This window comes from Aurantivibrio infirmus (assembly GCF_054767315.1).
Genome location: NZ_BAAFSK010000006.1, coordinates 288998 through 307443, shown reverse-complemented (window position 1 = coordinate 307443; position 18446 = coordinate 288998). Strand labels below are relative to the sequence as shown.

General features: G+C 43.2%; 16 protein-coding genes. 9 read left to right on the top strand and 7 right to left on the bottom strand.

What is annotated here, in order from left to right; all coding sequences use genetic code 11:
• The first annotated feature begins 20 nt into the window (after positions 1–20).
• From hisC to ACYUCY_RS15160, 5 genes are all read left to right on the top strand, one after another.
• The gene (hisC, locus tag ACYUCY_RS15180) at positions 21–1085 is read left to right on the top strand and encodes a histidinol-phosphate transaminase (RefSeq protein WP_460227364.1); all 1065 of its coding nucleotides are present in this window, start codon (positions 21–23) and stop codon (positions 1083–1085) included.
• Positions 1086–1245: 160 nt separating this feature from the next.
• The gene (locus ACYUCY_RS15175; protein WP_460227363.1) at positions 1246–2433 is read left to right on the top strand and encodes an acyl-CoA dehydrogenase; all 1188 of its coding nucleotides are present in this window, start codon (positions 1246–1248) and stop codon (positions 2431–2433) included.
• Between the two features lie 70 nt (positions 2434–2503).
• Positions 2504–3037: an NnrU family protein gene (locus ACYUCY_RS15170; protein ID WP_460227362.1), complete on the top strand. Its 534-nt coding sequence runs from the start codon at positions 2504–2506 to the stop codon at positions 3035–3037.
• Positions 3038–3058: 21 nt separating this feature from the next.
• On the top strand, positions 3059–3490 hold the full coding sequence (locus ACYUCY_RS15165) for a PaaI family thioesterase (RefSeq protein WP_460227361.1): 432 nt from the start codon (positions 3059–3061) through the stop codon (positions 3488–3490).
• Between the two features lie 50 nt (positions 3491–3540).
• Positions 3541–3972 (top strand): PaaI family thioesterase, encoded by a 432-nt coding sequence (locus ACYUCY_RS15160; RefSeq protein WP_460227360.1) that lies wholly within the window; start codon positions 3541–3543, stop codon positions 3970–3972.
• A gap of 16 nt (positions 3973–3988) precedes the next feature.
• On the opposite strand, the gene phoU is transcribed toward ACYUCY_RS15160, so the two are convergent.
• The 5 genes from phoU to ACYUCY_RS15135 form a co-directional block, all read right to left on the bottom strand.
• On the bottom strand, positions 3989–4702 hold the full coding sequence (gene phoU, locus ACYUCY_RS15155) for a phosphate signaling complex protein PhoU (protein WP_460227359.1): 714 nt from the start codon (positions 4700–4702) through the stop codon (positions 3989–3991).
• A gap of 50 nt (positions 4703–4752) precedes the next feature.
• Positions 4753–5499 (bottom strand): phosphate ABC transporter ATP-binding protein PstB, encoded by a 747-nt coding sequence (gene pstB, locus ACYUCY_RS15150; protein ID WP_460227396.1) that lies wholly within the window; start codon positions 5497–5499, stop codon positions 4753–4755.
• 243 nt (positions 5500–5742) lie between these two features.
• The gene (pstA, locus tag ACYUCY_RS15145) at positions 5743–7029 is read right to left on the bottom strand and encodes a phosphate ABC transporter permease PstA (protein ID WP_460227358.1); all 1287 of its coding nucleotides are present in this window, start codon (positions 7027–7029) and stop codon (positions 5743–5745) included.
• Positions 7022–8410, bottom strand: a complete 1389-nt coding sequence (gene pstC, locus ACYUCY_RS15140; RefSeq protein ID WP_460227357.1) for a phosphate ABC transporter permease subunit PstC — start codon at positions 8408–8410, stop codon at positions 7022–7024. Before pstC ends, pstA begins: the two co-directional genes overlap by 8 nt.
• Positions 8411–8631: 221 nt before the next feature.
• Positions 8632–9681: a PstS family phosphate ABC transporter substrate-binding protein gene (locus tag ACYUCY_RS15135; protein WP_460227356.1), complete on the bottom strand. Its 1050-nt coding sequence runs from the start codon at positions 9679–9681 to the stop codon at positions 8632–8634.
• A 265-nt stretch (positions 9682–9946) separates the two neighbouring features.
• Between ACYUCY_RS15135 and ACYUCY_RS15130 the strand changes: the two genes are divergently transcribed.
• The 3 genes from ACYUCY_RS15130 (at position 9947) to ACYUCY_RS15120 (ending at position 12437) form a co-directional block, all read left to right on the top strand.
• Positions 9947–10459 carry a TRAP transporter small permease subunit gene (locus ACYUCY_RS15130; protein WP_460227355.1) on the top strand — a complete coding sequence of 171 codons (513 nt, stop codon included), beginning with the start codon at positions 9947–9949 and terminating at the stop codon, positions 10457–10459.
• Positions 10460–10505: 46 nt separating this feature from the next.
• Positions 10506–11903 carry a TRAP transporter large permease gene (locus ACYUCY_RS15125; protein WP_460227354.1) on the top strand — a complete coding sequence of 466 codons (1398 nt, stop codon included), beginning with the start codon at positions 10506–10508 and terminating at the stop codon, positions 11901–11903.
• Between the two features lie 135 nt (positions 11904–12038).
• Positions 12039–12437 carry an acyl-CoA thioesterase gene (locus ACYUCY_RS15120; protein WP_460227353.1) on the top strand — a complete coding sequence of 133 codons (399 nt, stop codon included), beginning with the start codon at positions 12039–12041 and terminating at the stop codon, positions 12435–12437.
• Positions 12438–12517: 80 nt separating this feature from the next.
• Here the strand turns inward: ACYUCY_RS15120 and ACYUCY_RS15115 are convergent, their stop codons facing one another.
• Together ACYUCY_RS15115 and uvrD are read right to left on the bottom strand one after the other, a co-directional pair.
• Positions 12518–13663, bottom strand: a complete 1146-nt coding sequence (locus tag ACYUCY_RS15115) for a TRAP transporter substrate-binding protein (RefSeq protein WP_460227352.1) — start codon at positions 13661–13663, stop codon at positions 12518–12520.
• A 107-nt stretch (positions 13664–13770) separates the two neighbouring features.
• Entirely contained in the window at positions 13771–15993 is a 2223-nt protein-coding gene (gene uvrD / locus ACYUCY_RS15110; protein WP_460227395.1) for a DNA helicase II, read from the bottom strand.
• A 526-nt stretch (positions 15994–16519) separates the two neighbouring features.
• Here uvrD and ACYUCY_RS15105 point away from each other — a divergent pair.
• Positions 16520–18436 (top strand): sensor domain-containing diguanylate cyclase, encoded by a 1917-nt coding sequence (locus tag ACYUCY_RS15105; protein ID WP_460227351.1) that lies wholly within the window; start codon positions 16520–16522, stop codon positions 18434–18436.
• The last annotated feature ends 10 nt before the right edge of the window (positions 18437–18446 follow it).

Here is an 18446-nt window from a genome sequence, read left to right as displayed (position 1 = left end):
AATCGAATTGAGTATTAGTCATGAGTAAGTACTGGAGCAATATTGTTAATAAGCTCACCCCTTATGTCCCTGGTGAGCAACCAAAACAATCAAAGCTCATAAAAATAAACACCAACGAAAACCCATTTGGTCCTTCGCCAAAAGTGGTTGCGGCGATTAAAAATGAAATTGGTATGGATCTGCGCTTGTATCCTGATCCCAACTCAGAAAAATTAAAACAAGCCATCGCTCAATACCATGATATTGAAGAAAACTGTGTCTTCGTCGGGAATGGCTCTGATGAAATATTGGCCCACACCTTTAATGCCTTACTGAAACACGATAAACCGATCTTGATTCCGGATATTAGCTACAGCTTTTATCCAGTTTATTGCAGGCTGTATGAAATTGAGTTCGAGCAGGTTCCCTTGGCTGACGATTTAAGTATTGATGTCGAAGATTACAAGCGCCCTAATGGCGGAATTATCATTGCTAATCCAAATGCACCTACCGGCTTATTATTACCCTTGAAAGCCATAGAAGCTTTGGTCAAAAGCAACCCGAATTCCGTGGTCGTAATCGATGAAGCGTATATCGACTTTGGCGGTAATACGGCAATTCCTTTGACTCAGCGCTACGATAATTTATTGGTTGTACAAACCTTGTCTAAATCACGAAGCTTAGCTGGCTTGCGCGTCGGCTTTGCCGTCGGTGATAAGCAACTGATTGAGGGTTTGGAGCGGGTTAAAAACAGCTTTAATTCATATCCCTTGGCCCGTATGACCATCAGTGGCGCGGTGGCAGCGATTGAGGATGAAGAGTACTTCCAACAAACTCGGGCGGCGGTTTTAGCGACCCGAGATTTATTACAGGATGAACTCAGTAAGCTAGGTTTTGAAGCCCTACCCTCGGCGGCGAATTTTGTTTTTGCCAGCCACCCAAAATATGAAGCCAAAGCACTCGCCCTTGCACTGAGAGAACACAGTATTATTGTTCGTCATTTTGAGATGCCCAGAATCAGTCAGTATTTGCGGATAAGCATCGGTAGTGATGACGAAATCAACACGCTTATAGACACCCTAAAAAAGATCGTTACGGCCAGTTAAGCCCCCATTTTCAAGCTCAGCTAACAAGACTCAACAGCCGCATTCTGCTATAGTGTGCGGCTATTTATTAGGCGCCAGATGTTAGAGCGTCCATACCTTTAGAACCCTTTTATTTAGCTACAAACACCACTATTTAGTCACGAATCCAGAGGAGTGCAATATGTCCGGCAAGACCAAATGGGCAAAGTTTAAATGGGAAGATCCGTTTTTATTTGAAGAACAGCTCAGCGAAGAAGAGCGCATGGTGAGAGATACCGCTTATCAATATTGCCAGAGCAAATTGCAACCTCGAGTACAAGCTGCCTTTCGAAATGAGTCAACAGATCCTGAAATATTTCGGGAAATGGGAGAGCTTGGTTTGTTAGGTTCACCCATCGAAGGATATGGTTGTCCGGGTGTTAATTATGTGAGTTACGGACTCATTGCTCGCGAAGTAGAGCGTGTCGATTCCGGTTACCGTTCAATGATGAGCGTGCAATCCAGTCTCGTGATGTACCCAATTTATAATTACGGCACTGAAGAACAAAAACAAAAATATTTACCGAAACTTGCGAGTGGTGAATATATTGGCTGTTTCGGTTTAACAGAACCTGATTTCGGTTCTGACCCCGGTGGTATGATAACCCGCGCTAAGAAAGTAGACGGCGGCTATCAAATGAATGGCGCCAAAATGTGGATTAGTAATTCACCTATTGCCGATGTATTTGTTGTCTGGGCTAAAACAGAAGACGATGTGATTCGTGGTTTTATTTTAGATAAAGGCATGAAAGGTTTATCCGCACCAAAAATTGAAGGCAAACTTGCTTTACGTGCTTCAATTACCGGTGAAATTGTTATGGAAAATGTTTTTGTACCGGACGAAAATTTAATGCCAGGCGTCGAAGGACTTAAAGGCCCATTCGGTTGTTTGAACAGCGCACGTTTAGGTATTTCATGGGGCGCGTTGGGTGCAGCAGAAGCTTGTTGGCATGCCGCGCGAGATTACACCATGGAAAGAAAACAATTCGGACGACCTCTGGCAGCGAATCAATTAATTCAGAAAAAACTCGCCATCATGCAAACTGATATAAGCTTAGGTTTGCAAGGTTGTTTACAAGCGACCCGCTTAAAAGATCAAGATAAATTAGCGCCTGAACTGATTTCATTAATGAAACGAAACAACTGTGTAAAAGCCTTAGAAGTTGCCCGAGAAGCGCGTGATATGCATGGTGGCAACGGTATTTCTGATGAATATCCAGTAATGCGTCACATGGTAAATCTTGAAGTCGTGAACACATACGAAGGTACGCAAGATGTTCACGCTCTTATTCTCGGTCGGGCGCAAACGGGAATCCAATCTTTTTATTAGGCGATTAAATTATTGAACGCATGGACGCGTGAAAATATCGAGGTGAAACATGATTCTCTTGGTAATAGGTATGACGGTTTTTTTCCTAATTCATCTATTGCCAAGTTTGGTTTCATTTCGTCAATCACTGATTCATAAGCTCGGTCTCTCAGCCTATAAAGGTATATTCGCCCTCATTGCTGCGGCTGCTTTAGTATTGATCGTTATCGGAAAAATCCAAGCAGATTATGTTGCCCTTTGGCTGCTTCCTGCCTGGACACGTTACCTTACTATTCTTCTTGTTTTTATAAGCTTCATTTTATTTCCCGCTGCACAAATGCCCGGTAATATAAAACGCTATACCCGCCATCCCATGCTGTGGGGCGTAGTGCTTTGGAGTATCGGGCATTTATTAGCAAACGGGGATCTATCTTCTCTAGTATTATTCGGTGGTTTTCTTGTTTTCGCTTTGTTAAATATGCTTTCGGCAAATTTACGAGGGGCGCAGTTGCAACAACAAATACTTCCACTACGTAAAGATTTAATTGTTATCGGGGCGGGTATCGGCGTTTTTATTGTTCTATTTTTTCTTCATCCGTACTTATTCAATGCCCGAATACTTTAACACCAATTTATAAGACCAATAATGATGAATAAAGATAATTTTTTTTGGCGTATGCAACGTGGAGAGCTGCCGCCACCTAGTATTGGCAAAAGGTTTAACACGCGATTTGAAAACTGTGATGCAGTCAATGGCTCCTTAGAAGCACATTTCACTATTGGAAAAGAGTTTACCAATCCCATGGGCAATATTCAGGGTGGAATTATCTCCGCTATGCTGGATGACACGATGGGGCCCTCGGTCGCAATACTGCTTGAAAACGATGAGTTTGCGCCAACACTTAATTTGAATGTTTCATTTATTAAGGCAGGGAAACCCGGCAATTTCTTGGGCAAAGGTAGAGTCGTAAATAAAGGCCGAAGCGTTTGTTATTTAGCTGGAGAATTATTTAACGAAACGGGAGAGTTACTAGCAACGGCGACGGCAACGGCAAAAATCATTAAGATCCCGAGCTAGATAATTAAACAGTTTTTACCGAAGCACTTACAAAAACAATATTGGGGAACATGAATAGTAATAATTTTGCGGCTAAAATGATGCGTGGTGAAATAGCGCGGCCGCCTATTGCACAAACACTCAATGCAGAGTTTTTAGATTTTGATTTAGAGCTGAAAACTCTTCGTTCAACCTTTCTTATTGGCGATCAATTTCTTAATCCCATTGGCCATGTTCAAGGCGGTATTCTAAGCGCAATGTTGGATGGTACTATGGGGCCAGCGGCAGGTTTGCATTTAGAAGAGAATCAATTTGTACCCACTTTAAACCTAAACACTTCTTTCATTCGGCCAGGTAAAGCAGGCAAATTTATTTGTCAGGGCAAGGTAATAAATTTAGGAAGAACGATCTGTTATTTGAGCGGCGAACTATTTGATGCTGAAGATAAATTAGTGGCGACTGCCACCGCTACTGCAAAAATTGTTACCTTTGTGAATAAGTAAACAACAACGAATAAATTCATTGATTCATCCGTTCTTCCATTTCCTTAACACTAACGTGGCGGACATCTTTCCCTTTCACCATATAAATTAAATGTTCCGCCAGATTGCGGGCGTGATCGCCGATTCTTTCCAGAGAACGTAAAGCCCACAGTACGTTCATTGCCCGCGATATAGAACGAGGATCTTCCATCATATACGTCACTAGCTCGCGCAAAGCAGTTTTATATTCTTGGTCAATTCTTCGGTCTTCCTTTACAACGTTTAAAGCTAATTCGGCATCGTAGCGCGCAAAAGCATCGAGGCTATGTCGCAACATACTTTGAACACCTGAGCCGATGTGTCTAAGTTCGACGAAGCCATGTGAGCTAGCGCCGTCTTCCGATAATTTAATCGCCATTTTGGCAACTTTCTGTGCCTCGTCACCCATTCGTTCTAAGTCACGAACCGCTTTGGTAACAGTTAATACCATGCGTAAATCTGATGCTGCAGGTTGGCGTTTAGCTAAAATAATTGTACTTTGTTCGTCGATAGAAATTTCCATTGCATCGACTTTAGGTTCGTTCTCCATAACTCGTTGTGCAATTTCACTGTCGACATCTTCGATGCTTCTAACGGCGTCGGCGATTTGTTTTTCAACTAGTCCACCCATCTCTAGAAATTCAGACTTAAGTGCTTCTAAATCAGCGTTAAATTGCTGAGAAATGTGGTTATCTAAATTTAATTTATCCATGGCGATATCCTGATGACAGGGAGTGAAATTGAAATTAACGTATATAAGGCTTAACCAAATCGGCCAGTAATGTAGGCCTCGGTTAGCGAATGTTCTGGGGTGGTAAATACTTTTTCGGTTTTATTCACTTCGATCAATTTACCCAAATGAAAATAAGCGGTGCGACTAGAGACACGCGCGGCCTGTTGCATCGAATGAGTAACAATAGCGATAGTAAAATTTTCACTGAGCTCTGCGATAAGCTCTTCAATTTTTGCCGTAGCAATTGGATCGAGTGCTGAGCAGGGTTCATCCATCAAGATAACTTCTGGGCTCACGGCGATTGTTCTCGCGATGCATAAACGTTGTTGTTGACCGCCAGAAAGTCCAGTGCCCGGTTGATCCAGTCGATCTTTCACTTCTTCCCATAAACCTGCACGCTTCAGGCTATTTTCGACCGCTTCATCAAGTTCCGCGCGATGGTTTACTAAACCGTGAATACGAGGGCCGTAAGCAACGTTGTCGTAAATCGATTTTGGAAAAGGATTAGGTTTTTGGAACACCATACCGACCCGCGCGCGCAATGGCACTACATCCAGCTTAGGGTCATAAATATTTTCACCATCCAAATTTATATCGCCTTCAATTCGGCAACTTACGATAGTGTCATTCATACGATTCAAGCAACGAAGAAAAGTTGATTTACCGCAACCTGAAGGGCCAATCATGGCGATCACTTCATTTTCGCCAATATCTAAACTGACATCGAATAAGACTTGTTTGTCATCATAAAAAACATTGACGTCTCTGGCGCCCATTTTTGCGGAATCCGAATAAGCTTTGCCCACAGTTGGCTTGGTAAAAAATTCGGCAGAGGTATCGAAGTTTTCTTCGCCTTTTTTTGCATTGGTAGATGGATCCAACTGTTTAGTACTCCGTAATTGTATTGCGTCAGATTCTGAAGCCTTAGCGTTGTTTTTACTAGCCAGGCCGATTGACGTATTTTGCGCATCTGCGATATCTAAAGTCATATAGTATAACCTGTAATTTCGTTGCCGTTTTTACCAGCGGCGTTCAAGTCTCTTCCGCAGCCAAATGGCGAAAGTATTCATTACAATTAAAAACGCTATCAATACCATGATTGCGGCGGAGGTTCGCTCAACGAAAGCGCGCTCGGGACTGTCTGCCCAAAGAAATATCTGAACCGGTAAAACCGTTGCAGGGTCAGAAATTCCACCAGGAACATCGACTATAAAAGCCACCATTCCGATCAATAGTAAGGGAGCGGTTTCTCCCAATGCCTGCGCCATTCCAATAATGGTTCCTGTTAACATACCGGGCATGGCTAAAGGCATTAAGTGATGCAGGATCATTTGCATTTTAGAAGCACCAATACCAAAAGCCGCTTCACGAATTGACCCTGGCACCGCCTTAATTGCAGCGCGGCTAGAAATAATTATGGTAGGCAAAGTCATTAAAGTGAGGACCAGACCTCCCACTAAAGGGATGGATCGCGGAAGGCCAAACCAATTAATAAAGATAGCGAGACCTAACAAACCAAAAATGATTGACGGTACCGCAGCTAGGTTATTGATATTGACTTCAATAAGCTCAGTTAGCTTATTTTTTGGTGCATATTCCTCTAGATAAATTGCAGCGGCAACGCCAATTGGAAATGACAGCGCGAGCGTTACTAAGAGCGTGAACAGTGAGCCGAGAGCTGCGCCTAAAATACCGGCTTGTTCGGGTTCTCTTGAGTCGCTAGAGGTAAACAAAGTGGTATTAAATTCTTTTTTAATTTTGCCTTCGGCGAGTAAGGCCTCTACCCATTCAATTTGTTTTTCGTTCAATCTGCCTGTGAACGCTTCACCATTAGACTTTCGACTCTTCACATAGGTGTCGATATCATCGTCTACCAGAACCCAAAGGCTGAGAGTATTTCCGAGTAACGAGGGGTCGCTTCTTAGCATATCCTGCAGATCATAGCCCGCACTGTTGCTGATCAAAGCGTTCAAGCTACGGCGGTCACTGCGGCTTGTTACATCTGGAAAGCGATTGCGTAATGCTTGACGAGCAATACCGTCAAAGTTGCCAATGCGCAACTGTTCTTCATTTCTAGCATCACTAATGTCTAATATGTCGGGATCGAATTCGACCTCAATCTCAATAACCGTTTGTAAAAAAGCGGGAATGCCTTTGCTGATAATGTCGCTAAATAAAACAACTAAGCACAGCAAGCCAAAACAAATCGACAAAATACCGTAAGCCTGAAATAGTTTTTCAGATCGTCGGCGTTTCGCTAAAGTTCTTTCTACTTTTTCGATCGTGCTCGTCGGGGTTTTACTCATACTGTTCTCTATATTTTTTAACTACATGTAGGGCAACATAGTTTAAGCCTAGGGTTACGATAAATAACATTAGACCTAAAGCAAAAGCAGATAGGGTTTTCGCGCTTGCAAATTCCTGATCACCTACGAGTAATGTGGCAATTTGCACAGTTACTGTTGTCACCGTTTCTAAAGGATTTGCTGTTAAATTCGCAGCGAGTCCAGCGGCCATTACCACAATCATGGTTTCACCAATGGCACGAGACGCTGCTAGCAACACACCGCCGACAATACCGGGTAACGCGGCGGGAATGACGACGAGCTTAATAGTTTCTGATTTGGTGGAGCCTAATCCTAAAGAACCGTCGCGCAGTGATTGTGGAACGGCATTGATAACATCGTCCGACAATGAAGATACGAAAGGAATAATCATTACCCCCATTACCAAGCCTGCAGCTAACGCACTTTCGGAAGAAACTGACAAGCCTAAGCTTACCCCTAGATCTCGAATTACCGGCGCTACCGTTAGGGCGGCGAAAAAACCATAAACAACAGTTGGTACGCCAGCGAGTATTTCTAATAAAGGTTTTACGATTGAGCGAATTCGATTGGAAGCATATTCGGATAAATAGATCGCGGACATTAAACCGACGGGAACCGCTACAAACAGTGCGATTGCGGAAATTAATAAGGTACCGGTAAATAAAGGTACCGCACCAAATGCGCCGGAACTTCCTACTTGGTCAGCGCGTATAGCCGTCTGCGGACTCCATTCTGTTCCAAATACAAATTCACTAATGGGAACTTCTTTAAAAAATAAAATTGACTCGAATAACACCGAGAGTACGATGCCGATGGTGGTAAAAATCGCTACACATGAACACAACAACAACAACGTTTTAAAAACGGCTTCAACATGAAAGCGTGCTTTAAATGTGGGAGATATTTTCATCCACCCAATTATTAGCCCAGTCAATGCAAAACTAATGACAACCGCTGCCATGCTCCAACCGCCGATCGAACGAAGCGTTTTCAGGTGGTTTGCGGCTTTTTGTAGCTCAGCGTTAATCTCAGTACCGACTTGATTGCCAGCATTCATGTTTTCCAGTGAATTTAACACCAAGCCAATTTCCGATTTGGACATGTCTTTGTATTGTGCTGGGAGATCGTTAAGTAATAATTTGTTGATAATGATGTCGTCGAAGGCAAGCCAGGAAGTGAATACCACTAAGCTAGGAATAGCACACCAGAGTGCGGTTAGAGTGCCGTAATAAAAAGGCAGAGAATTCAAGTAGCGAACGCCACCGATCTGCGCTCCCCTTTGTATCGATCTACCGCGACCGAGAATATAAGCTGCAGCGACAAAGGCAAAAAGAATAACGAGTAATGTTGACGATGCCATGCTGCAAGCCCAAAATTTTGATTAAACGTTTGTAAGCAGAAAGCCTTTGAATTATTCCAAGCTTTCTTAAATGTTTCGTTGTTTTAAACAACACTTAATTTTGAAAAATTTTTATAACGCGTTCTAAATTCCTGAAGACATAGAAACCAATAGCCCGATAAGAAAACCTTACCGAGCTATTAGTAACATAAAGATATTGTTGAAATTATGACAATGTGAATCTAAAGAGAGAGATTTTTCAACTCTTTCACTGCGGTGCCAATTTCTTTACGTTCTTTGTTACTCAAAGGAATCATACCTTTTTCTGCTAAATAGCCGTCTTCACCCCATGCTTTTTCGCTAGTGAATTCAGCGAGGTACTCTTTAATGCCGGGAATTTCATTCACGTGAGCCTTTTTAACATAGAAGTATAAAGGTCGTGATACGGGATAGCTGCCGTCCGCAATTGAGTCAAACGTCGGTGGCTTGCCATCAATTATTGAACCTTGAACTTTGTCGGAGTTTTGATCGAGAAAACTAAAACCAAACACGCCTAAAGCGTTTGGGTTAGCTGCTAGCTTTTGGACGATCAAGTTATCATTCTCGCCGGCTTCAACATAATGATTGTTGTCTTCGCGAACGGTATGACAAGTCGTTTTGTATTTGTCCGAGTTTGAATTCTTAAGATCGGCGATCCAATCAATTTTTTTACATCCACCTTCTAAAGCAAGTTCTGCGAATGCATCACGAGTACCGGAAGTTGGCGGTGGGCCCAACACTTCAATTTTTGTCGCTGGCAAGCTGGGGTTTACGTCTTTCCAGGTTTCATAGGGGTTGGCGACGAGAGTTTTCGAGCCATCTGGATTGGGTACATTTTTAGCCAAGGCTAAGAAAATATCCTTTCTGGTTAGCGATATCTGCTGGCTTGAATTCGAATTGGCAACGACGATACCGTCATAACCAATCAGTACTTCAACCACTTCCTTAACACCGTTGCTGGCACAAAGCTCAACTTCTGAAGATTTAATACGTCGAGAGGAATTGGTAATGTCCGGATGATTTACCCCAACACCTTGGCAAAACAACTTAAGTCCGCCACCTGAACCAGTAGATTCAACCTTAGGGGTCTTAAAGTTTGAGCTTTTTCCAAAACGCTCCGCAACAACCGTTGAAAATGGGTAGACCGTCGATGAGCCAACAATGCTGATATAATCGCGGCCTTCGGCCAACACGTTTGAGGTGATGGCGATGCTCGATGTGGCCAATGCGGCCGTGATTAACAATTTTTTCACGCTATTTCTCCTGGAGCTTGCGCTAAGTGGGGGATTTCTGGGAATCCTAGGCAGCTGAGATGACAATTATATGAATGTAATATGACACTTATGTTACGTTCCTGATTATTGGTGCTAAAGGCGAAACACCTCAAAGCCCTATGGGCAGTATTAAAGGCCCTGAAATCAGGCCTTGTATCGAGAGTTGGAAGCAAAGTGGCTAAAAACCGGCCCTTGCCCACGCAATAAATCGTATTTCAGATTTAAGAGTCTTAAGTGTGAACAAATGAAAACAGTCGTATCGCTAATCGATGGGATATCCGAGCGTACTGGCACTTTGGTCGCTTGGCTTTGCATTCTAATGTTGCTACTCATGGTTAGTGTGGTAGCTGTTCATGGCCTCCAGCTGAACTCAAATGGTCTTAAAGAGGCCGTCATCTACCTCCACAGCACGGTTTTCCTTCTGGGAGCGGCTTATACCCTTAAGGCTGATGGTCACGTGAGAGTCGATATTTTTTATCGCCGTTATAGCCTGCGGACAAAAGCGTGGGTAAATAGCATAGGCCATATTGTTTTTTTACTGCCTTTTTGTGTATTTATTTTTTTTATTTCTTGGGACTTGGTAAGCACCTCGTGGCGAGTACTGGAAGTTTCCAATGAGCCTGGCGGTTTGCCCGCCGTGTTTGTTCTCAAAACGCTAATTCCTGTTGCCGCGTTTAGTCTTGCTTTGCAAGGTATTGCAGAGATACTACGAAGCTTAATCCTTCTTTTAACTCTGCAATCAGATGAAAAGCTATAGCCGTATTTTTAACGAACCACATAATAATTAATAAGATGCGTAGAAAATGATTGATCTTATCCCGCTGTTTTTATTTGCGGCAGTTTGTCTCTTCCTCATACTTGGTTTTCCCGTCGCCTTTACGCTCGCGGGAACCGCTTTACTTGCCGCGGGTTTAGGAATAATCGCTGGCGTTTTCGATCCAAAAATTCTATTGGCTTTTCCCGATCGAATATTTGGCATTATGAATAATCAGATTTTAATTGCCGTACCCCTTTTTGTACTTATGGGCGTGATGTTAGAAAAATCTCGCATCTCGGAAGAGTTGTTAGAAAATATGACAAAAGTTTTTGGCCGTTTTCCTGGTGGTCTGGGCATCGCGGTTATTTTAGTGGGTGCCTTATTGGCAGCGAGTACAGGGGTAGTCGGGGCAACCGTCGTTACTATGGGCTTGATGTCCTTACCGACCATGTTAAAACGCGGTTATAGCCCTTCATTGTCGACCGGTACGATCTGCGCAACGGGCACTTTGGGACAGATAATTCCACCCTCAATCGCCCTAGTCTTATTAGGTGATGCATTGTCCAGCGCTTATCAGCAAGCGCAAATAAATATGGGTATTGATAATCCGCTTTCTATTTCCGTGGGAGATTTATTTGTTGGCGCAATAATTCCGGGCTTAGTTTTGGTATTGCTTTATTTAAGTTATTTAATAATTACCGCCACTTTGAACCCTAAAGCTATGCCACCAGCACCGACTATAAAAAACGCTGCGGGTTCTGATTTTGACGGCGATATTACGGTGCCGCGATTATTATTAAGTTTACTGCCACCACTCATTCTAATCGTCTGTGTTTTGGGATCAATTATTGCCGGTGTAGCGACACCGACCGAAGCAGCTGGCTTAGGCGCGCTAGGTGCGTGTGTATTGGCATTTGTGCGCAAACAATTCAACGTAAAGATATTAAGAGAAGTTGCGCAGTCGACGACAAAAATTTCTGCAATGGTGTTCACCATTTTATTAGGGGCTTCTTTATTTTCTTTAGTTTTTAGAGGCTTTGGTGGCGACAGTTTAATAGAAGGCTTTTTTCAAACTTTGCCCGGTGGTACTTTCACAGCAATATTAATCGTTATGATCGTAATATTTCTCCTCGGTTTTATTCTCGATTTTATTGAAATTACTTTTATCGTTGTGCCGATTATTGGCCCAATATTATTAGCTATGGATATTAATCCGATTTGGCTAGGCATTATGATTGCAGTCAACCTGCAGACGTCCTTTTTAACCCCGCCTTTTGGTTTCGCGCTATTTTATTTGCGCGGTGTGACACCCGCTAGCATACCCACAACGGTTATTTATCGTGGCGTCATTCCATTTATTGTGATCCAATTGCTGCTTATGATTTCAATGGCCGTTTGGCCGCAAATAATTACTTGGTTGCCACAGATATTGTCCACGAACTGATAAAGGAAATATTGAACCTAGTGAACTATAGTCGGTCAGTGAATGGAATCTTTCCAGCAGATAGTAAGCAGCAAATTTATTTTGACCAATAAAAGTGCAAAATTTAAACCCTAGAAAATTATAGGTAATACGAAAATGTCAGATATCGATGAAGATCCGAAGCCCAGCGGAATTTTAACCCTGCAAACGCTAACCATGCCCGCAGATACTAATTCAAATGGTGATATTTTTGGCGGTTGGTTAATGTCACAGATGGATTTAGCGGGCGCAATTTTGGCTCACGATTATGCCGAGGGTCGGGTCACCACTGTTGCAGTTGGCGGTATGAGTTTTCTAAGACCAGTACCTGTGGGTGCAACAGTGAGTTGTTATACCCACGCAATTGAAACCGGTCGTTCTTCTGTTCGAATGTTGGTTGAAGTATGGATTAAATCGAATCGTGATGGTGGTGTAGAAAAAGTGACGGAGGGTGAATTTGTTTACGTGGCGATCGATGATAACGGACGAACCCGCCCGTTAAAACGTAAGTTGTAAACATAATCGTTTGAAGAAAAAAGTTAGTTGCTAGTTATGGGGTAATGTTAAGGAATAGTTGAATACGCAAAAAATTTCCATTACCTCAGATCGTAATATGCCTGCTCAGATATTTCGTGATATTCACTTACTTGTTCAGAAAAACTTCTATAAGCGTCATATACTTTTTTAAATGCCGGATCTGCAGCTGCGGTTTCCGCATAAATTTCTAAAGACACCTCTCTCAACCTTGCAATGACGTCGTCGGGAAGTCGACGAATCTCAATATTGTTATCGAGCTTAAGTTGTTGCAAGGCACGATTATTTCGCGCGGTATATTCATCGAGCATGTCTTGATTTACAGCGCGAGCTGCATTTTCAACGATGAGTTGTAAATCCGTAGGCAAACTTTCGTAGGCTTTTTTATTGATAATCAATTCCAAGGTGGGGCCGGGTTCCTGCCATCCTGGGTAATAATAATACTTTGCGACCTTGTGTAAGCCGAAGGCAACGTCGTTGTAGGGGCCGACCCACTCTGTCGCATCGATTAGCCCGGTTTGCATTGCGGTATACAATTCGCCACCGGGAATGGTGACTGCGGTGCCTCCGGCGCGATTGAAAACTTCTCCTCCGAGGCCGGGGATACGCATTTTTAAGCCTTTAAGATCGGCGACAGAATTAACTTCACGATTGAACCACCCTGCCATTTGAACGCCGGTGTTACCCGCAGGAAAAGGAACTAAATTAAATGGGTCATAAAGTTCACGCCACAGATCAATGCCGCCACCATAAAAAAGCCAGCCATTCATTTCTTGCGCGTTCATCCCAAAAGGCACCGACGTAAAAAACTGAGCTGCGGGAATTTTACCTTTCCAATAGTAGGCACTGGTATGCCCCATTTCGACGCTACCACTTGAAACCGCATCAAACACGCCGAGAGCAGGGACTATTTCATCAGCGCCGTGCACTCTGACATGAATTCGACCGCCACTCATTTCATTGATAGAGCGAGCGAGATTTTCAGCGGCAACACCAAGACCAGGAAGGTTTTTCGGCCATGACGTAACCATGGTCCAAGAATATTCTTGACCATTGAAACGCTCATCGAGACTTTGATTAGAATGCGAAGTGACTGAAGTACGATCGTCTTTGGCTTTTTCTAGTACATATAAAGCAAACAAAGCAACCAGTGCCGCAACCAGTACGAGCGTTACGGCGGGCAAAACAGAATTAACTCTATTGTTCATGATGCTGAGACCGTAGTAATTATTGTTCTTATAGGTAAAAAACTATAGCCAAAAATAATCGAAGTTTACGTAGTTTGGAGTCGACGAGTCGGTCTGAATCAGTGTGTCTAAACGGCTTCTAATTTTGCGTACTGAAGAACTAGCCATTTGCTGCCTTCACTATTGAAGTTGACTTGGACTCGGGCGCTGCCACCCTGGCCTTCAAAGTGAAGCACCACACCTTCACCAAACTTCGGGTGCACTACTTGCTGCCCCAAGCGAAAACCGGCTTCGGTTTTGGTGACTAGATCAGCGGATTGTCGTGGTTGCCGATAACTGACTGGACGTGAAATTGAACTTTTGATTCTGACCTCGTTGATTAATTCTTGGGGGATTTCGCGAACAAATCGGGAAATCTTGTTGAAATTTTCATTACCATGCAGACGTCTAGCCTCAGCATGGGTAATCACTAATTTACTCATTGCTCGAGTAATACCGACATAGCATAAGCGCCGTTCTTCTTCGAGTCGAGCGGGATCTTCAGCAGACATGCGATGCGGAAATAGATTTTCCTCCATCCCGACCAAAAACACCAAGGGAAATTCCAAACCTTTGGCGGAGTGAAGCGTCATCATCTGAACTGCATCCTCAAATTCATCGGCTTGGGTATCGCCAGCGTCGAGTGCAACGGTATCGATAAATTGCTGCAAGGGGCTTGGCAGTGAGCTTTGTTGAGTAAAACCAATTTGTTCGGTTTCGCTAGTGTCGACTTCAACTTGCTCTGTTTCTGGGGTGAATACTCGACATGCATTAATAAGCTCATCTAAGTTTTCAATGCGCGCCTGACCCTTTTCGCCTTTTTCATTTTCGTGATAGGCATACAGCCCACTGAGTTGCATCGCGTGCTCGGCGATTTCATGTAAAGCCATGGTTTCTGAATCGAGACTTAGTTTTTCGATAAGCTGTATAAATCCATTAACAGCGGTGCCAGCGCGAGGCGTAAAACTTTTGTGTTGCAACAGTTTAGTCGTAGCTTCCCACAAGGAGCTGCCTTGCTCGCGAGCACTGAGTCGCAACATTTCAATAGTTTTATTACCGATGCCTCTTGGCGGTGTGTTGATCACACGTTCGAATGCAGCGTCATCATTACGATTTACCAATAAGCGCAAATAGCCCAGGGCATTGCGAATTTCTAAGCGTTCGTAAAATCGTTGGCCACCGTAAATGCGATAGGCAAGACCTTCTACTAATAAGGCCTCTTCCAAAACCCGCGACTGGGCGTTAGAGCGATAAAGTATGGCGCAGTCACTGTAGCTATTACCGTTTTGCATCCAATTTTTAATTCTTTCGACAACAAAGCGTGCTTCATCTTGTTCGTTAAAGGCCGCATACAAATCAATTTGTTCGCCATCAACACTATCTGACCAAAGATCTTTGCCGAGGCGACTATGGTTGTTAACAATGACCGCGTTGGCAGCCTTCAAGATACTATTGGTTGATCGGTAATTTTGTTCGAGTCGTGTGGTAACGGCACTCGGAAAATCTCGCGTAAATTGATGGATATTTTCGATCTTCGCGCCGCGCCATCCGTAAATAGATTGGTCGTCATCACCGACCGCCGTTACGTAGGATTTGTCTCCGGCGAGTACTCTCAGCCAGGCATACTGAATCGTATTGGTATCTTGAAATTCATCGACCAATACAAACGGGAAACGTCGCTGATAGTGGGCTAATAATTCGGGGTTGTTCAACCATAACTCATGAGCGCGTAACAAGAGTTCTGCGAAATCGATCATTCCGCCACGCTGACAGGCCTCTTCATAAGCACGATAAACTTTTAGCATCGTGCTAACAAAGATATCGCCGGTCTCTTGGATGTGTTGAGGTCTTAAACCCTCATCTTTTTGTCCGTTAATAAACCACTGAGATTGTTTAGCAGGCCAGCTAGATTCGTCGAGGTTGAGGGCCAAGCTGACTCGCTTTACGAGCCTTAGTTGATCATCGCTATCAAGGATTTGAAAATTTTGTGGCAGTTTTGCTTCACGCCAGTGTGCCTTTAATAAACGATGAGCAATACCATGAAAGGTCCCCACCCACATTCCTTGTACAGAACTACCGAGAAATTCTTCAAGACGGCTGCGCATTTCCCGCGCGGCTTTATTAGTGAAGGTCACCGCCATAATGCCGAAGGGTGATACGCCCTCGACTTTGATCAACCAGGCCATGCGATGAACGAGTACGCGCGTTTTTCCGCTACCGGCTCCGGCAAGTACGAGTTGGTGGGTGGGATCACAGGCGACGGCATCGCGTTGAGCGTCGTTTAAAGAATCTAATAGTTGAGATACATCCATCGCGGCATTGTAACAAACAAAGTCGCGAGTGTTTTCCCGAACAAACACATTTGATGGTTTAGTAGAGTCGGAATTTTGCACTGAACGAACTGAACCTTATAAGGAAAATTAAAAAACAGAGAATACTTAGGTAAAGAAATCGTTAGTTATGTCTTGTTAGAAAAGTAGTAACTGAGGCGCTGGAGGACTGATGACTGACCAGGCTAAGGTAGCTGTGAGGCGCCGCAATTGAATTGTTGGATTGACGCGCCATTCAACCCGAATAAGAACCGGACAGAGCTTTGTTGATAAAACAAACGACTTATTCACGGTAGTATTCGGAGCAAGTGAACGATCAGTAATTATGAAACTGTTAAGTTTCGTATATCCATAAAATTACGTTTGTATCGAGTCTTTTACAACAATTTGACGGATCGTGTTTCTCAGAACGACCTTCTCTGTAAATCGCCAATTAGTCACTTTCTTAGTTATAAGCATCTATTTTGGGTCTGCTAGACTCTTAAGAACTTAGTTCGGAAGTTCCGTTATGAAGTTGTTAACCCTAGTTTTTTTCTGTTGGCTTGCCTTGTTGCAGGCCACAGTAGGGTATGCACAAGAAAACATGGTAATTATTGATCCAAATTTAGCATCCGTTAAAGTCAATAAGCCCGAACGTCTATTAGTAACGAAAGATCACACGCCGGATGAAATCGAAAGTTTATACGGTGAGAAGTGGGATGCTAATCTTGGCCCGAGCCTGCGATCCCTGGATGAAGAAGCGAGACACTGGTTTCGTTTCGATGCCGTTTATAACGGCGAAGGGGCAATTGATCGTTGGGTCGTGATTGCATGGCCCTTACTCGATCATGTCCAAATGTATACCTATGATCATGAATTCGATACCTGGAGAACTCTGCGACCATCTGGCCAAGATTATCCTTTGTCCGCACGCTACGTAGAAAATAGAAATTTTATCTTTCCACTGCATTTAGAAAAAGATCAGCACAAAACTGTGTACATTTCCGTACGCTCTAAAAATTTAGTTGCGGTGCCGATTAGTATTTGGAGTCGAGTTGAATACATCGAGCAAAATCAATTAGATCTTGTTTTATTAGGGGTCTTTTTTGGCTGTCTAATAATTATGTTTTTTTACAATATGTGTTTGTATTTTTTCGTTCGCGACAAATCATATTTTTATTATTCGTTCTATATTGGTGCGGCTATCTTATACCAGCTGTCTTTGACCGGACTGGGATCATATTATCTCTGGGAAAATTCAACTTGGCTCAAACAAAATTCATTTGGATTTTTTGCAAACCTTACATTTTTATGTGTGGTATTTTTTGTTAGACAATTTTTAAATCTTAAATCCTATAAAGGATGGTTGATTAGGGCGAACAATGCCCTTCTCATTTTTTGGTCAGTTTTTCTTGTTGTGAATTTATTTGATTCGGGAGTTTGGTCCCGCGTTACCCTTGCCTGGGGATCTTTAGTTACTTGCTTTGTTGGCTTGGTAATGTGTGTGTATCTTTGGAACAGAGATAAGTACCGAGCGAGAATATATACATATGCTTCATTAGTAGTTGCGGCTGGAACGGTAATTTTTGTATTAGCGATCGTCGGGTCTTTACCGTTAAATGTGTTTACTCTCTATAGTCAGATGGTTGGCTTGGTTATTGAATTTACTCTACTGTCGCTAGCTTTAGCCCATATAATTAATGAGGAAAAAAAGAAAGCGGATGACGCACAAACTGAAGCATTAAGATTAGCACAACGGGTTAGTGAAGAACGTCGCGAACGTTTGCGCGCACAAATGGAGACATTGGATATTCAACAACAACTCAATGAAGATCTAGAAGTGCACGTTAACGAGAGAACAGAACAGCTGAAAGAAGCGATGGCAAATTTAGAGTTGGCGAATGCAGAGCTCACTAAGCTCAGTGTTACCGATTCCTTGTCGAAAGTTCATAACCGACGACACTTCGACGATACCTTAATATCAGAGTACAAACGCGCACATCGAGCAAATCAATCGCTGGCAGTTATCTTAGTCGATATAGATTATTTCAAAAATATCAATGACCATTACGGCCATAGTGTTGGCGATGAATGTATTGAGTTGGTGGCAGAAGTGTTAGATGGCCTAGTCCATCGGCCCGGCGACATGTTCGCTCGCTATGGCGGCGAAGAGTTCGTTTATGTTCTTCCAGGTAGTGATGAAGCCAGTGCACTTAAGCTCGCGAATGCAGCGCGCTTAGCGGTAGAAAAAATTCATTACACCTGCGGTGATGAACTAGTTCCGTTAACCATAAGTGCAGGTGTTGCCGCCTGGGTTCCTAGCGTTGAGAACGCCTATAAAGAACTACTCAATGCCGCGGACACAGCTCTTTATCGTGCGAAAGAAGCTGGGCGAAATTGTGTGATGGGCTCACAAGAAATTGATTCGATAATAAGACCTCAATAGTGATCTGATT

Bases quoted from the DNA above. Each gene is read 5' to 3' on its own strand.
- ACYUCY_RS15130 (WP_460227355.1), top strand. From the start codon at position 9,947: ATGAAAACAGTCGTATCGCTAATCGATGGGATATCCGAGCGTACTGGC.
- pstB (WP_460227396.1), bottom strand. From the start codon at position 5,499: ATGGGCGCCAGAGACGTCAATGTTTTTTATGATGACAAACAAGTCTTA.
- ACYUCY_RS15115 (WP_460227352.1), bottom strand. From the start codon at position 13,663: ATGAACAATAGAGTTAATTCTGTTTTGCCCGCCGTAACGCTCGTACTG.
- phoU (WP_460227359.1), bottom strand. From the start codon at position 4,702: ATGGATAAATTAAATTTAGATAACCACATTTCTCAGCAATTTAACGCT.
- hisC (WP_460227364.1), top strand. From the start codon at position 21: ATGAGTAAGTACTGGAGCAATATTGTTAATAAGCTCACCCCTTATGTC.
- ACYUCY_RS15170 (WP_460227362.1), top strand. From the start codon at position 2,504: ATGACGGTTTTTTTCCTAATTCATCTATTGCCAAGTTTGGTTTCATTT.
- ACYUCY_RS15105 (WP_460227351.1), top strand. From the start codon at position 16,520: ATGAAGTTGTTAACCCTAGTTTTTTTCTGTTGGCTTGCCTTGTTGCAG.
- ACYUCY_RS15125 (WP_460227354.1), top strand. From the start codon at position 10,506: ATGATTGATCTTATCCCGCTGTTTTTATTTGCGGCAGTTTGTCTCTTC.
- ACYUCY_RS15175 (WP_460227363.1), top strand. From the start codon at position 1,246: ATGTCCGGCAAGACCAAATGGGCAAAGTTTAAATGGGAAGATCCGTTT.
- pstA (WP_460227358.1), bottom strand. From the start codon at position 7,029: ATGAGTAAAACCCCGACGAGCACGATCGAAAAAGTAGAAAGAACTTTA.
- ACYUCY_RS15165 (WP_460227361.1), top strand. From the start codon at position 3,059: ATGATGAATAAAGATAATTTTTTTTGGCGTATGCAACGTGGAGAGCTG.
- ACYUCY_RS15160 (WP_460227360.1), top strand. From the start codon at position 3,541: ATGAATAGTAATAATTTTGCGGCTAAAATGATGCGTGGTGAAATAGCG.
- ACYUCY_RS15120 (WP_460227353.1), top strand. From the start codon at position 12,039: ATGTCAGATATCGATGAAGATCCGAAGCCCAGCGGAATTTTAACCCTG.
- pstC (WP_460227357.1), bottom strand. From the start codon at position 8,410: ATGGCATCGTCAACATTACTCGTTATTCTTTTTGCCTTTGTCGCTGCA.
- uvrD (WP_460227395.1), bottom strand. From the start codon at position 15,993: ATGGATGTATCTCAACTATTAGATTCTTTAAACGACGCTCAACGCGAT.